This window comes from Bacillus sp. GW821-FHT11D08 (genome assembly GCF_058808515.1).
The window spans coordinates 581,118-595,490 of the sequence record NZ_JBXARS010000002.1 but is presented as its reverse complement, the minus strand read 5'-3'; the positions used below and the strand labels follow the sequence as shown (position 1 = coordinate 595,490).

Here is a 14,373-nt window from a genome sequence, read left to right as displayed (position 1 = left end):
ATCATTCCTGTATGTTTTTCACTTTTTTATCTTTCAGATTCAAACCGTGCTTTTTAGCGATATCCATCAGGCGCTGCGGCTGGCTTAAGTCAGCAGCCGTCTTTTCGAGATCACCGATCTGCTTATTCTTCTCAGATACTTTCTCCTCCAGTTTTTGCACCTCAATATTGGATTGGTACGCCGCGTATGCCTTTGATACGATAAACATTGATGTGGAGAGAACGGCAATGGCAAACAGGACGAGCAGCACCTTTTCCCCGAGTGTAATGGAAGCCCTCTTTTTGACAATCACCTTTTTTTCGGGACTTATCACTGGCCGTTGTTGTTTTTCCTGCTGGTAAGCTAAGTTGCTCATAGGCTGATGACCTCCTTTAATGTTGTCATTTGCTGCCCGTTATTTTCGTTTCTCCGCAATGCGGAGCTTCGCTGACCGGGCGCGGTTATTTTCTTCAAGCTCCTCTTTTGATGCCGTAATGGGCTTTCTTGTAATCAGCTTTAATTCCGGTTCAAATTCTTCCGGTATCACAGGAAGACCCGGAGGCAGTTCGGGAAGTGATGATTTTTCCTTGAATGTCGTCTTGCACATTCTGTCTTCCAGCGAGTGAAAAGTGATCACAGACACCCTTCCGCCCGGCTTCAGCACCTCTATCGCTTGCAAGAGGGCCTCTTCAAATACTTGAAGCTCGTCGTTTACGGCGATTCGTATGGCTTGGAATACACGTTTGGCCGGATGACCTCCGCTTCTTCTTGCCGGAGCCGGTATCGCGTCCTTTATTAGATCGACCAGTTGGCCGGTTGTTTGAATAGGCGATTTTTCTCTTGCCTCTTCAATTTTTCGGGCGATCTGCTTGCTGAATTTTTCTTCTCCGTATTTAAAGAAAATCCTCACAAGGTCCTCATACCGCCATTCATTTACGACTTCTTTCGCCGTAAGGGCGGCCGACTGGTCCATCCTCATGTCCAGCGGTGCGTCATGATGATAGCTGAATCCCCGTTCCGGTGTATCAAGCTGCGGAGAGGATACTCCTAAATCAAATAAAATTCCGTCGACACTCGTAATGCCGTGTTCATGTAAACACTCTTTTAAATAACGAAAGTTGCTTTTCACCAGAATGAGCTGTCCTTTGTATTCGGACAATGTTTTCTTTGCGTTTTCAAGTGCCGTGTCATCTTGATCAAAGGCGATCAAGCGTCCTTTTTCCGATAATTGCTGCAATAAATATGTACTGTGCCCGGCGCCGCCAAGGGTGCAGTCCACATAGGTTCCGTCCGGTTTGATATTTAAACCGTCGACGGTTTCACGAAGAAGTACTGTCTTATGCTGAAACATTTGTGTCGGTCCCACCTTTATCAGGAATGAATTGAATTGTCAGTTGTTGTTGTGATGCACGAAGATCCATTATATATCAAATCCAATCATGTTTTCAGCAATTTCAGCGAATGAATCTTCTTGCTCTTCTGTGTATTGTTCCCATATTACCTTACTCCACAATTCAATTCGATTGGAAACCCCGATGACAACACATTCTTTTTCCAGTTTTGCGTAATTCAGAAGAGATGACGCAATATTAACCCTTCCCTGCTTGTCCAGTTCGCATTCGGTCGCACCAGAAAAAAAGAATCGGGTAAATGCGCGGGCGTCTTTTTTGGTGAGCGGCAGAGCCTTCAGCTTTTCTTCAATCAGCTTCCATTCATTCATCGGATAGCCGAAAAGGCATTGGTCCAGTCCTCTGGTCAGCACAAACTGCTCACCGAGGCCTTCTCTGAATTTTGCGGGTACGATCATGCGGCCCTTTGCATCAACAGTATGCCGGTATTCACCCATAAACATGATAAGGACCCCCACTTTCTCCCCTAAACTCACCACTATCCGCCACTTCTCTCCACAACCTCATTTTACACTGTTTACACATAAAAAAAAACCCTGAACTATTCAGGGTTCTTTAAAACTTTATTTCAAAGTTTGACAATCTGATGTTGGTTTTGAAAAGAAAATGGCAGATGTTTGAAGGTTGTGAAGAATTTTGGACCGTAGCGGTTCAGATAATACATCACATTCCAAATCCGTTCCTGCGGAGCGCCGAGCGGTCTGATGCTGTTTTGGATTCTTTCATAGTCACGCAGCACAAAACCTTCTTTTTCTTCAATTCTTTTCGTTACCGTCCGTTCTAAAAACAAGAGCTGATCTTGAATGAAGGCGGCATTCTTCTGTAAGAGCGGCTCAAGGCTTGAATCGACCTTCAGCGCTTCGTCCCTTGCGCGTTTATGGACGGCTTCAATCTGCGACTTCGCCTGTTCCATTACAGAAGAAAACTCTTCCGGAATCTGCTCTTCAAAATAAGTGTCTTTCAGGTGTCCGGTGCCGTGTTCGATCGCTTCCTGAAGCGGGATATTCCGTTCTGAAAGCTTCTTTTCAATATGGCGCTCAAGAATCGTAATGTTCAGTCTCGGCACTACCGGAGTCATGCGAAAGCCCATTAATGAGAAAGCCCGCTTCAGCTCACCCCAATAATTGATCTCCCCCGGTCCCGCGATAAACGCCAGAGTCGGGATGAGAAACTCCTGCATAAGCGGCCTTGTCACAACGTTATTGCTGAAACATTCCGGTTTTTCTTCCATATGGGTATGAAGCTCGTCGTTCGTCCACTTCAGGTCAAGCTCCTTAATGACAAAAACGCCGTTTTCTTTTTCAATTAAGAAACGCTCTCCCTCATGTTCGTAAAACAGATTGGCCTGATCTTTGTCCGATTCAATAATCGGGTGATAACCGGCTTCCCGCATAAAACGCTGCTGGTCTGACACGGCTTTGGCAAGCTCATGATTGTGTTTTAAAATCTGCTGAAACATACCCGTTTCCAGCTTTTTAATCCCCGGATCTCCCGAATTCATCAGAATAAGGCCTTCTTCTTGAAACAAGTCGGCGATCAACAGCTCAAAAAAGTCCGTGAATGTCTCTGATGAGCGTAAACATCGCTTCACGTTTTGAAGGAGTGTGTTTGTGTGATCCGTCTCCTCAAAAGCAGCGAACACTTCATCAATCCAAGCCGCGCATTTTTCCTGATCAAGCTCGGTTTTAGCCGCCGATGTTTTTTTCCAGTACGACTGCGGCAGTTTCTGTTTCACCGGACCTTTATTCTCTGTTGACGTATGCACAAAATTGATTTCTTCCAGATCGTGATCTTCACCCGCCACCCAGAAAATCGGAACGACAGGAATCTGCAACGCCTCTTCCTGCTGTCTGGCAAGTACGATAATGGAGATAATTTTATGTATGGTGTAAAGAGGCCCCGTTAAAAGACCGGCCTGCTGGCCGCCTACTACCGCTGCGCTTTTTGGATCTCTCAGTTTTTCGATGGAGGCCTGCATGGCGGCGGAGTAAAATTTTTCGTGATAGGAGGATAAATAATCCGCTAATTCCTCTCTGGCAAACGGCCGCGAAGACAGGTCATGAAGCCGCTTTTGCCATACGTCCTCTGAATGAATATCATAATCAAAAAATGAAGACATGTTTTCTCCATCTATATAGTGCTGCACAAACTTATTTTGACTTTTGATGGAAAGTTCAGTTAGCTGCATCTGTCTGGAACTTCCTTTCTCCAATAAATAGTTAGGTTTCCGAAATGAGTATAGCATGTTACCGGAAAACCTCAAAAGACTTTGTTTCAGTTTCTTTCTAACGCTTTTATGCTGCGGTGTAAAAACGTGAGATGAACGGCCGGCAATCCGCGGCTTTCCGCTTCTTTTACAAGGTAGCCGATAATCGCATCGGCCTCTGTCCGCCTGCCTGCCATGATATCGACGAGCATGGAAGAATGATTTTTTTCCGTCAGTCTGCAAACTTCGCAAACCTTGTTCCACGCTTTTTCTCTATCGGCGAGGCCAAGTATTGTCTCCGCTTCTTCAAACACGTTTCTCATATACTTTTTGTAAGCGTCATTTCTTAACAGCTCTCCGTTTTTCACGCGCAGCAATGCAGTTAACGGGTTGATGCATACATTTATGATCAGTTTTCCCGTTAAAAGCCGATACCAGTCGTTTTCATCATATACGGGAAAATCCCGGTGCATGCCGGAAAAGATGCTTTTGAGCGTTTCCGGCCGGGATGCGCTGAATACACTCCATCTTACGGCTCCCGCTCCCGTATGTTCAACGGCATGATCTGATATCTTTTTTGCTCCGTGCTCAACAGTGCCGACATAAAGCGAATGATCCGTATGCCAATCTTTAATGTCGTGTATGTGTCCCATGCCGTTTTGCAAAAACAGCACATTCGTCCCTTTTATCGTCTCAAGATCCCGCAACACAGCACTTAGCTGGTGCTGTTTAACGGCTGCGATTAAGAGGTCGAATCCGGAAATGATGCCTGTTTGCGCTCTGCATGCCGCCGTACATTCTATTCCGTCTTTCAAAAGCCGTATACCGCCTGAGTTAATCGCATCAGCCTGCTCCGTCCGCCGCGTAATGACCGTTACCTGATGGCGGGACGATAAGTAGTAAGCACATAAAAGGCCTACCGCTCCGCCGCCGATAATTCCGATTTTCACACTGTCACACCCTATATCTGCATTTTTCCATATTATCATAGCAGAAGCCGCCGCAAATTACTTCAATTTCGTTTTGAGCAAAAAGACTGGCAAGCATATTATAGTTGGAATTTTCAATTAAAGCGTTTACAATAATGGTAGAACACAACAAAGGGGGAGTTTGTGTTGAAAATAGAGCGACTGCTCATCAACTTTAAGACACTCGAAGAATTTAAAAGGTTTAAGGAATACGGGATGCAGGAGCTGTCGATGCTTGAAGATCTTCAGGATAATATCATTGAAAATGACAGCACCTCGCCTTTTTACGGGATTTACTTCGGGGATAAACTAGTGGCGAGAATGAGTTTATATCAGGTAAACGGAGGCACGAATCCGTATTTTGATCAGCGTCAGGACTTTTTGGAACTTTGGAAGCTTGAGGTTCTTCCGGGCTATCAAAACAACGGATACGGAAAAGCGCTTGTTGATTTTGCAAAATCCTTCAGAATGCCGATCAGGACGAATTCACGCATGAAATCAGCAGATTTCTGGGATAAGATGAATTTTGAGCCCGTTAAATATGATATGGCGCGTGATAAAGGAGAAAATCCTTATATCTGGCATCCCGATATGGACGGTGAAATGACATCCGGAGAAACGGCATAATAAAAAACCGGCCGGGCCGCCGCCCCCAGGCCGGTTCATTTTACAGGCTCTGCGCCGATTTTCTGTCGTCTTCTTTTGAATTGACCATCCTTCTCGCTCTGTCCATAATGTCAATTAACGCTTTATAATCTTCTTCCGTCATCTCCAGCTTGTTTCTCAAGCTTTCATTTTCCTCACGCAGATCCTCGACTTCTTTTTGCAGCGCGGTCAGCTGTTCTGTGAGTTTTTCTTTTTCATGACGCACATCCGCTGCGGCTGGCGACTCTTTAAATTGCTGCAGAAACAAAATGACATCATCAATGGACAGCTCTTTTTCTCCTTCCGCCCTGCGGATCGGAGACTGTTTGACGGTTCCCGGCAGATTGGCGGAATGCACCCCGATCTGCTTTCTTAATTCCTTCCGCTGTTTTTTCGCCAGTTCTATCCCTGACTGATATTGTTTTCTGACATAAGAATTCCATCTGAACCCGCAGGCGGCAGCCGTTCTCGTCAGCGCTCTGCCGACTTCTTCAAAAGCGGAAAGCTGGGTCCCGCCTTCCCGAATATGCCTGAGCACCACTTCTGCCAGCAGCAAATCTTCATCTTGCGTCCACGCGTCTTGTCTCGTTATCGTCAATCGTATCTCCCTCCATATTTGCTCATTTACCTCATACATATGCCGCTGATAGATTAGATAGACTACTGGGGCTCACAATTTTTTCGGCGGGAGCAGGCTGGAGGGGCAAAAAAAAGAAAAGCGCAGGAACCGAGATTCCCGCGCTTTTCTTCATACATTAATTGCTTTTAACATTTATGTCTTTGCCGTTGTATGATCCGCATGCTTTACATACACGGTGAGACAATTTCATCTCTCCGCATGACGGGCATTCTGTCATACCAGGTACATTTAGTTTGAAATGTGTACGGCGCAATCTTTTTTTCATTTTAGAAGTTCTTCTAAAAGGTACAGCCATTATTCCCACCTCCTTAAAGAGTTAAGATTCATCATCTTGTGTTAAGAGCTTTTTCAGATCCGCAAGTCTGGGGTCGATTTGATTTTTCTTGTCTTCCTCAGAAATCACTTGCCAATCTTTCCCCACTTGGGGAGCGGCTCCTTCTTTTTGTTCAGTTTCACAAAAGACTTGCATAGGAATTTCTAAAAGAATCTCTTCTTTTATGATCGGAGTTAAGTCGACGGTATCGTCTTCAGCAAAATGAACGTCCTCATCTTCTATATCATCCGACTTATGAAATCTAAACAGTTCTTTTGTCGCGATTGTAAATGGATACGGCACATCAACTAAAGTTCTTGAGCACGGCAAAACCATTTCGCCTGAAATCGTAAAGTCAAACGAAACTTGCTTGGATTCAATCTCCGCGCGGCCCTTCACCCGGACGGGAGAAATGCGGCGGATGTCAGAATTCAATTTTGTCAGCTCATTTAACTCAACTGTTTCATCAAATTCAAAGCTCTTTTTCGCCATTTGATGAAGCTGATAAATCGTCCATTTCATTTGTATCACCTCAGGAAAGCAACAAACATGATTATAGCTTTTCAGAATGTTTTTGTCAATATTTTTTCTTTACAGCATAATGCCGCCGTCATGCAATCGTTGACAGCCGGATAGGCTATGCATACACTAAACGAAACGGACTAAAATATGCACTTCATTTGCAAATGTACCACACGAAGCAAAACATAGCAAGAAAGGCGGGACAAATATGAAAGCAGTCGGCCTGGTTGTTGAATATAATCCCTTTCATAACGGACACCGCTATCATGCGGAACAAGCAAAAATCAAAACGGACAGCAGCGTCGCGGCGGCGGTGATGAGCGGCCCTTTTTTGCAGCGCGGGGAACCGGCCGCCGTCTCAAAGTGGGGCCGGACAAAAATGGCGCTGGAAAACGGCGTGGATATCGTCATTGAGCTCCCTTATATATATGCCGTACAAAAAGCGGAATTATTCGCGCGCGGCAGCGTTTCGCTTCTTCATCATTTAGGATGCAGCAGCTTGTTTTTCGGCAGCGAAAACGGGCGGATCGAACCCTTTATTGAAGCGTCTGAAGCGTTCAGCCGAAAGGAAGATGACTGCAGCCTGATTCTGAAAGAGGAGCTGAAAAAGGGTCTCAGCTATCCGGCCGCCGCCTCAAAAGCTTTTTCACACATATTCAAAGGGCGGGACATGCTCGATTTGTCCAAGCCGAACAATATTCTCGGTTTTCACTACGTTAGAGCGATACACACCTCCGGTTCCGCTATGAAGCCTTATACGACAGCCAGAATCGCTTCCCAATATCATGACGCCGAGCTTCCCGGAGATAACAGCCGGATAGCCAGCGCAACAAGCATCCGGAAAGCGCTGATAGAAAAAGGAACGGCGGCCGTAAGGAGCTTTCTCCCGGAAGCGTCTGCGCGTGAGCTGGAGGCATACAGAAATTCATACGGCATATGGCACAGCACGGAAGACTATTTTTCATATGTAAAATACAGCCTCAGCACTCTTTCCGCTGAAGAATTGAGCCGAATCTATGAAGTGGAAGAAGGCCTTGAGCACAGAATTCTGCGCACCATCAGACAAGCCCGATCCTATCGCGAAATGATGGAACGATTGAAAACAAAACGATACACGTGGACGAGGCTGCAGCGGATGAACACGCACATTCTGACACGGACGAAAAAAGAAGACATGCATCGGCTCTTGCAGCCTTCAAGCGCTCCTTATATCCGTCTTCTCGGAATGACGAAAAAAGGACAGGCGTACCTGTCGGCAAAGAAAAAAGAGCTTACCGCACCTCTCGTCAGCAAGCTCTCTTCTTTCTCTCATCCCGCTCTGGATCTGGACATACTGGCGGGACGGGTTTACAGCCTGCCGATAAACGAACCTGAACGCACATTGTTTGAGAAACAGGAATTTTCACAAGCGCCGATCCGCTATGATGAAGACGAAAAGTGTTTTTTGAATGCGTAAAAAAAGCACCTGTCTGTATCAGGTGCTTTTTACTTTCAGCTGATCCAAATAGTCAAGTGCGTCCTGCATGGTGTCGACAGGGACGATTTTCATATCGGACTTGATTGCTTTCGCCGTTTTTACCGCATTTTTGTAATCAGAATTTTCAGCTCCGTTTTGATTCGGCGCAAAGAAAATATCTTTTCCCGCTTTGTCTGCGGCGACGACTTTCTGATCGATTCCGCCGATCGGTCCGACTTTGCCGTCCACGTCGATTGTCCCCGTTCCGGCTATATTATAGCCTTTTGTTTCGTCAAGTTTTGTCAGCTGGTTGTAAATTTCTAAAGACATCATGAGACCCGCAGAAGGCCCGCCGATGTTTTCAATGCTGAAATGAAGATCCGGCTTCACTTTCACGTTCCGGTCCGTATATAATGCGACACCGATTCCCGCTCTTTTCGGGTCGTCCGGGAATGATTTCAGCACAATGTCAACGGTCTTTTCTTTCGTGTCCCGTTCAATGTGAAACGTTACTTTTTCCCCCGCTTTTTTGCTGCTGATATAATCAATCAGCTTTTCAGCGGATTCGTATGTTTTCCCGTCCGCGCTGATGATTTTATCACCGACCTCTATTTTTCCTTTTGCCGGCATGTCAGAGACGACTGAGCTGGCATAAATGCCGTTAAATGAGTATTTCACCTGTTTCCCGGCTTTTTGATAAGCGGCAATGACCGCGTTTTCTTGGGAGCTTTTCATCATTTGCAGCTGGCGCTTCATATAATCCGAGTCCGATTCGCCCTCTTCTTTTATGCTTTCATCAGGGACGATTTCTTCGTAAGGATGCACTTTCGCCCAAAGATATGTATACGGATTGGCGGGGCCTACTTTGACAGTCATCAAGGAAAGGCTTCCTTTTTCAGGATAGCCTCCGTCCACCTTAATCAGCGGTCTCAGCTCTGATGCTTCTCCCGGCTGTGTGATGTAATACGGAAGCTTAATAAATGTAACAGCGATTAATAAGATCAGGATGATAAACACCCAGCGAAAATGTTTTGCTTTCATATGAGTTAGCCCTCCCAGTTCTCTATTTCTTGTTTAATCCGGCCGATCATCCGGTCTGCGGCTTCTTCGCCCGCTGTGATCATATGATCAATGTTGGCAAAAGAACTTGAGCTGAATGATTCAAGAGAAGGGCGGATCATGACGTCTGCGGCAATGGTCTGGTGACGGACCAATTCATTTTGCAGTATATCCATACTTTGCATGATTACATCAAAAATATGTGCCGCCTTTTCCGTTTTTTTCACCCGGGATACGTCAGAGGCGATGACGATATCAGCACCCATATCTTTTACGGCGGAAACCGGGATTCTGTCGACCACCGCGCCGTCGACTAACATACGTCCGTTCATTTTTTGCGGGACGAAAACGCCCGGTATGCTGATGCTCGCGCGGACGGCTTCGGACACTGAACCTTTCGTAAAAACGAGTTTTTCGCCGGTCTGAAGGTCGCAGGCCACGATGCCGAGCGGGATCCGCAGTTCTTCTATCGGCTTGCCGTACGTATAGGCATGAACGAGCTGCCTGATGCGGTCTCCTTTTAAAAATCCGAGCTTCGGCATCGTATAATCCGCGTACAGCCGCCGCTTAAATGCTTTAGCGACTTTTTTCATCGTGGCCACGTCATGCCCGGCCGCATAAAAGCTTCCGACTAATGCTCCCATGCTGCTGCCGGCAATCATATCAATTGGAATCTGATGCTTATGTAAACTGGATAACACTCCGAGATGAGCGATGCCTCTTGCCCCTCCCGAACCTAACGCTAACCCGATTGTAGGTTTGGCCAACGCGACGAACCCCCTAATAGACATCCTATACATGAATTCTATGGTCTAAATTGAACCCCTATGCTCGTATATTAGTACAGGATGACAAATAGGTACTTGCCCGGCCGCCTTTAAGGTCTGTTCTATATTTTATCATGATATAAATGTCAGTGTGCAATTTTAGCATCGGGGAGGTAAGAATGAATTTGTCTAAGTTTCATACATTTTTGATTTCATTGTTTTTCATTTTTTTGACGGCTACGGTTATTTCACACCCTCAGGCCTCATTCGAAGCCTCCAAAACCGGTCTTTCCATGTGGTGGGAGGTAGTTTTTCCTTCATTGCTTCCGTTTTTTATTCTATCTGAGCTTTTAATCGGATTCGGCATTGTCAAGTTTGTCGGCCTTTTACTCGAACCCTTTATGCGTCCCATTTTCAGAGTGCCGGGGGTCGGCGGATTTGTACTGGCTATGGGCATGGCTTCAGGCAATCCGGCCGGCGCGAAGCTGACTGCACGGCTGCGCCAGGATAAACAAATCTCCAGAGTAGAGGCTGAACGCCTCGTCTCTTTTACCAATTCATCCAATCCGTTATTTATATTCGCTGCTGTGGCAGTCGGCTTTTTTCATAACGCGTCTCTCGGCATTCTGCTGGCATCGGCTCACTATCTCGGAAACATCGCCGTCGGCCTGACGATGCGTTCATACGGACGGAAAGAAGAAGCGGCGTATACCGGTAAAAAGACGATCGCTCTCCCTTCTCTGAAGGAAGCATTTCTGGCCCTCCACAAGGCGCGGCTTTCGGAAAAACGGCCGCTCGGAAAAATTTTGGGCGACGCCGTCACCTCTTCTGTACAAACCTTGCTGATGGTGGGCGGTTTTATTATATTGTTTTCGGTTTTCAGCCGGTTATTATCAATCGTACAAGTCATGGATGTGCTTTCTGTATTTACAAACGCGCTGCTTTCGCTTTTTCATCTTCCGGCAAATCTGGACATCCCTCTTATCAGCGGAATGTTTGAAATTACACTTGGGAGCAAGCTGGTCAGTGAAGCTGATGCCGCCTTGCTGCCGAAAGCCATGATTGTGAGTTTTATTCTCGGGTTCAGCGGCCTTTCCGTACAGGCCCAGGTAGCCGGCATTTTATCGGAAACAGATATCCGCTTTAAACCGTTTTTCGCGGCGCGTATCCTTCAGGGCATTTATGCCGCACTCTTTATTCTCTTACTGTGGAAGCCGCTTTACCTTGCGTTGGACGAACCTTACCAGTCCGTATTCCTCCCTTTCCGCGATCAGGACGCAGGATCTGCTGCCGTCAGCGGCTGGAATACACTTGTTGAAACCGGTCCCGCCATCACGCTGACAGCTCTCGCCGTATACGCATTGATTTATTGTTACAGGCTGTCAGCACGGACAAAAAAAGGATGAGACGCCAATCAGCGCTTCTCATCCTTTAAATTTCTGCATCAGCGCCTGTTCAACTTCCGGAGGAACAAACTCTGAAACAGGCCCGTTATATTTTGCGACTTCTTTTACGATGCTTGAACTTAAAAAAGAGTACTGATTGTTCGTCATCATAAAAAAAGTTTCTATTGATTCGTCGAGCACGCGGTTGACGGAAGTCCCCTGCATCTCATATTCGAAGTCAGAAACGGCTCTGAGCCCCCTGATAATCGCCTTCGCCCGCTTTTTTTTCGCATAGTCGATTAACAGTCCCTGTGACGTCTCGACCGTAACATTCGGTATGTCTTTTGTCACTTCTCTTAACAGCTCACATCGTTCCTCAACTGTAAACAGCGGCTGCTTAGAAGAATTATTGAGCACGCATACGTACACCTGCTCAAACACGTTTGCCCCCCGTCTGATAATGTCCAGATGTCCGTAGGTAACGGGATCAAAACTTCCGGGACATACAGCTATACTTGCCACATCATTACCCCCTATTTCGGTATATCGTCACTCCTGTAAGCCCGTAAATTTCCCTTCTTGTTACAGAAAGCGCGCCGACGGCTTCAGGAAGCGCAACGGCTTTATCATGCTCGGCTACGACAAAACCGTCTTCATTCAGCATGTTCTGCTCATCAATCATTTCGATAAGCGCTTTCAGCTTTTGTTCCTTATACGGAGGATCTAAGAAAATTCCGTCAAAACCTTTTTCCCGTTTCGCCGCGGCATAGAGGGCCCGCTCTGCATCATTGCGGTATACTTCCGCTGAAGACAGCAGATCAAGCGCTTTGATATTCGCTTTTACCGTTTGGATGGCTTTGAAATCACGATCCACAAAGATACAGCGGTCAAATCCGCGCGACAGCGCTTCAATCCCGAGACCGCCGCTCCCCGCAAACAAATCCAGCCCCGTTCCTCCGTCAAAATACGGGCCGATCATATTAAAAATAGACTCTTTTACTTTATCCGTCGTCGGCCTTGTTGATGTGCCCGGCACAGCCTTTAAGGCTCGTCCTTTTCTTGAACCGGAAATTACTCTCATTATTCACACCACTTTTTCTGAAAACTTTGATGTTTCTCATCGGCTGAGCCGTTATGTATCAAAACAATCCCTATCTTATCATAAAGCATTCTTTCAAACAATGAACGTGAAAAACGTGTATACATATTCACATTCCTGTCAAGACTACGTGTAACAGCATCAATGAATGATGTTGTTGCCAACCGCGGAGAAGACTTACGTTTCCCCATAAGTTCTTCCTCCGGTTTCTCCTCTCCCTTTTCCTTCTCCTTAACTTGTTAAGGAATAGAAGGACCCCGCAGGTATCTGCGGGGATTTTTTTATATGCCGATTTTATAATCGTACTCTTTCGCTTTATCAAGCTTTGATTCAAATTCCAGCTTTAAAAAAGGTTTATAAGAAGGCTCTACCTTCTTCACATATGAATAAGAAGAAATCTTTTCCATTGTTTTTTCGATTAGGTCCATATCGCAATACAGCACAACGTATTTCAGCCGCTTGGAAACATAATGAACGTTGCCGAATTTTCTCAGCATTTTGCTGTGTTTTAAGGAATGCAGATATACGATTATGCCTTGGCGCTTATTTTCCATCATGATCACCCGCCTGACTTTCTGTTCATTTTATGTAAAAGACGAGACGGTCGTCTCGTCAGGAAACTTTGCATCCGCAGCCGCCGCCGGAACCGCACCCGCCGCCGCAGGATGACAGGCCGTCAAAATAAGGATTCCCCGTCGGAACTTTTACATGCTCCGAGACGGCCGTTCCGAGTTCAATGCTGATCTCGTCAAGCAGCGACTGAAGCTCAGTCTCCGCTTTTTTAAATTCGGCCACCTTATCGTTTAAATCCAGTTCCCGTTTCATTTCTCTCATTTTGCGGGAAATCTCTCTATAATCAGGATGGTATTTGCCAAAGCGCTGCACATCCTCATACTGCTCTTTAACGCTCATAAAAGAACGAATGATCCGCCCTGCCTCTTCATCTTCACGGAGACGCTTGTAACAATCGCGGTAATTTTCAGCCGTCTCAGACTGCAGAATCATGCCGGCAAGCTGCTCCGCTTCACTTTGAAGCTTGACGGACTCAATTGTTGCATACATAAATACGCACCTCCAGTTGCTAGTTTACCATGAAACCACCCAATTGGAAAATGCGGCGTTTAAACGCTTTTTAATCCTGTGAACGCATGGCGTGAACCATCTGCATCATCATCTGCGCCATTTGAATCCCGTTTGAGAATTGGCTTACCCGATGCGGTATCGTCTTTTCATAAAAATTCATCATGTCAAGCTGAAAGGAATTGAGATCGTCCGGTTTTCTCGCAAGTCTGCGGTACCAGACGGGACGCTGCCGTATAAACCGTTTCCGTTCCTCATCTGCGGATATGAATTCCTGAACCTCTTTTCGCATACACGATCCCCTTCTTTAATCCTTTCTGAACGAAAAAGGATGTTGTCCGGAGCCTTGCCGGGGCTGCTTCGTGCTGCTCCCCGAAAATTGGCTTAAAAGGCTTTGCAATGATGAAATGGATTGGCTCATTTTATTGATCTGCTCATTCATTTGGTTGATATCCATCTTTTTGACGGCAGTGACCATTTTTGAAACGAAATCGTTTTTTTCAGCTGGTTCCTGTTTGGTTTCCGCGTCGGAAGAAGGCTGAACGGCCTCGTCTTTAAAAGGGTCCCATATCGGATCATCCTCGCCCAGAAGAACCCAATTTTCATAGACTTCCTGCCAGCTTCTTTGTTCCTTGCGAACATTTTGGATCAGTTTGGGATGCTTTTTTACGAATTGTTTAAAATCATCGATTGATTGCCGTGATTGCTGATTCGCCACAATTCTCACCCCCTCCGAAAAGTTTTGCCTGCTATAATGTATCGGTTCATGCGCCTTAATGTTCGCCTAAATTGAGAAAAAAAGCAGGTATATATAAAAATTGTTTTTTTCGCCAGGAGCACCGCTC

Annotated in this window: 20 protein-coding genes; 3 read left to right on the top strand and 17 right to left on the bottom strand. The window is 46.0% G+C overall.

Annotated features, from left to right (window positions below):
• Position 1: 1 nt before the first annotated feature.
• From ftsL to AC1RRX_RS06560, 5 genes are all read right to left on the bottom strand, one after another.
• Positions 2-355: a cell division protein FtsL gene (gene ftsL, locus AC1RRX_RS06580; protein ID WP_003154442.1), complete on the bottom strand. Its 354-nt coding sequence runs from the start codon at positions 353-355 to the stop codon at positions 2-4.
• Positions 356-394: 39 nt separating this feature from the next.
• Positions 395-1,330 (bottom strand): 16S rRNA (cytosine(1402)-N(4))-methyltransferase RsmH, encoded by a 936-nt coding sequence (rsmH, locus tag AC1RRX_RS06575; protein ID WP_007409704.1) that lies wholly within the window; start codon positions 1,328-1,330, stop codon positions 395-397.
• 69 nt (positions 1,331-1,399) lie between these two features.
• Positions 1,400-1,831 (bottom strand): division/cell wall cluster transcriptional repressor MraZ, encoded by a 432-nt coding sequence (gene mraZ / locus AC1RRX_RS06570; protein ID WP_007409703.1) that lies wholly within the window; start codon positions 1,829-1,831, stop codon positions 1,400-1,402.
• 125 nt (positions 1,832-1,956) lie between these two features.
• Positions 1,957-3,576, bottom strand: coding sequence for a bacillithiol biosynthesis cysteine-adding enzyme BshC (bshC, locus tag AC1RRX_RS06565; RefSeq protein WP_007409702.1), 1,620 nt, complete (start codon positions 3,574-3,576; stop codon positions 1,957-1,959).
• 86 nt (positions 3,577-3,662) lie between these two features.
• Positions 3,663-4,544, bottom strand: a complete 882-nt coding sequence (locus tag AC1RRX_RS06560; protein WP_032866078.1) for a 2-dehydropantoate 2-reductase — start codon at positions 4,542-4,544, stop codon at positions 3,663-3,665.
• Between the two features lie 162 nt (positions 4,545-4,706).
• Here AC1RRX_RS06560 and AC1RRX_RS06555 point away from each other — a divergent pair, with 162 nt between their 5' ends.
• Complete coding sequence (locus AC1RRX_RS06555) at positions 4,707-5,189, top strand: N-acetyltransferase (protein ID WP_012117497.1); 483 nt, start codon at positions 4,707-4,709, stop codon at positions 5,187-5,189.
• 40 nt (positions 5,190-5,229) lie between these two features.
• Here AC1RRX_RS06555 and gerR read toward each other — a convergent pair whose 3' ends face one another.
• From gerR to AC1RRX_RS06540, 3 genes are all read right to left on the bottom strand, one after another.
• Complete coding sequence (gene gerR, locus AC1RRX_RS06550) at positions 5,230-5,805, bottom strand: sporulation-specific transcriptional regulator GerR (protein ID WP_020955780.1); 576 nt, start codon at positions 5,803-5,805, stop codon at positions 5,230-5,232.
• 157 nt (positions 5,806-5,962) lie between these two features.
• A complete protein-coding gene (gene rpmF / locus AC1RRX_RS06545; protein ID WP_003154457.1) occupies positions 5,963-6,142 on the bottom strand; it encodes a 50S ribosomal protein L32 in 180 nt (59 codons plus the stop codon).
• Positions 6,143-6,163: 21 nt separating this feature from the next.
• A complete protein-coding gene (locus AC1RRX_RS06540) occupies positions 6,164-6,682 on the bottom strand; it encodes a YceD family protein (RefSeq protein ID WP_007409699.1) in 519 nt (172 codons plus the stop codon).
• Between the two features lie 208 nt (positions 6,683-6,890).
• Here AC1RRX_RS06540 and AC1RRX_RS06535 point away from each other — a divergent pair, with 208 nt between their 5' ends.
• Positions 6,891-8,138 carry a nucleotidyltransferase gene (locus AC1RRX_RS06535; protein ID WP_020955779.1) on the top strand — a complete coding sequence of 416 codons (1,248 nt, stop codon included), beginning with the start codon at positions 6,891-6,893 and terminating at the stop codon, positions 8,136-8,138.
• Between the two features lie 18 nt (positions 8,139-8,156).
• On the opposite strand, the gene AC1RRX_RS06530 is transcribed toward AC1RRX_RS06535, so the two are convergent.
• Together AC1RRX_RS06530 and AC1RRX_RS06525 are read right to left on the bottom strand one after the other, a co-directional pair.
• On the bottom strand, positions 8,157-9,179 hold the full coding sequence (locus AC1RRX_RS06530; protein ID WP_144463966.1) for a SepM family pheromone-processing serine protease: 1,023 nt from the start codon (positions 9,177-9,179) through the stop codon (positions 8,157-8,159).
• 5 nt (positions 9,180-9,184) lie between these two features.
• Positions 9,185-9,964, bottom strand: a complete 780-nt coding sequence (locus AC1RRX_RS06525; RefSeq protein ID WP_007409696.1) for a patatin family protein — start codon at positions 9,962-9,964, stop codon at positions 9,185-9,187.
• Between the two features lie 179 nt (positions 9,965-10,143).
• Here AC1RRX_RS06525 and ylbJ point away from each other — a divergent pair, with 179 nt between their 5' ends.
• A complete protein-coding gene (gene ylbJ / locus AC1RRX_RS06520; RefSeq protein ID WP_003154466.1) occupies positions 10,144-11,370 on the top strand; it encodes a sporulation integral membrane protein YlbJ in 1,227 nt (408 codons plus the stop codon).
• A gap of 18 nt (positions 11,371-11,388) precedes the next feature.
• Here the strand turns inward: ylbJ and coaD are convergent, their stop codons facing one another.
• The 7 genes from coaD to AC1RRX_RS06485 form a co-directional block, all read right to left on the bottom strand.
• On the bottom strand, positions 11,389-11,871 hold the full coding sequence (gene coaD, locus AC1RRX_RS06515) for a pantetheine-phosphate adenylyltransferase (protein ID WP_007409694.1): 483 nt from the start codon (positions 11,869-11,871) through the stop codon (positions 11,389-11,391).
• A 4-nt stretch (positions 11,872-11,875) separates the two neighbouring features.
• Positions 11,876-12,430 (bottom strand): 16S rRNA (guanine(966)-N(2))-methyltransferase RsmD, encoded by a 555-nt coding sequence (gene rsmD / locus AC1RRX_RS06510; RefSeq protein WP_007409693.1) that lies wholly within the window; start codon positions 12,428-12,430, stop codon positions 11,876-11,878.
• Complete coding sequence (locus AC1RRX_RS06505) at positions 12,430-12,639, bottom strand: hypothetical protein (protein WP_007409692.1); 210 nt, start codon at positions 12,637-12,639, stop codon at positions 12,430-12,432. The genes rsmD and AC1RRX_RS06505 overlap by 1 nt, the downstream gene beginning before the upstream one ends.
• Before the next feature lie 90 nt (positions 12,640-12,729).
• On the bottom strand, positions 12,730-13,002 hold the full coding sequence (locus AC1RRX_RS06500) for a YlbG family protein (protein WP_014417705.1): 273 nt from the start codon (positions 13,000-13,002) through the stop codon (positions 12,730-12,732).
• Positions 13,003-13,060: 58 nt separating this feature from the next.
• Positions 13,061-13,510 carry a regulatory iron-sulfur-containing complex subunit RicF gene (ricF, locus tag AC1RRX_RS06495; protein WP_003154472.1) on the bottom strand — a complete coding sequence of 150 codons (450 nt, stop codon included), beginning with the start codon at positions 13,508-13,510 and terminating at the stop codon, positions 13,061-13,063.
• Positions 13,511-13,580: 70 nt separating this feature from the next.
• The gene (locus AC1RRX_RS06490) at positions 13,581-13,820 is read right to left on the bottom strand and encodes a YlbE-like family protein (protein ID WP_003154475.1); all 240 of its coding nucleotides are present in this window, start codon (positions 13,818-13,820) and stop codon (positions 13,581-13,583) included.
• 15 nt (positions 13,821-13,835) lie between these two features.
• The gene (locus AC1RRX_RS06485) at positions 13,836-14,246 is read right to left on the bottom strand and encodes a YlbD family protein (RefSeq protein WP_007409691.1); all 411 of its coding nucleotides are present in this window, start codon (positions 14,244-14,246) and stop codon (positions 13,836-13,838) included.
• Positions 14,247-14,373 lie beyond the last annotated feature (127 nt).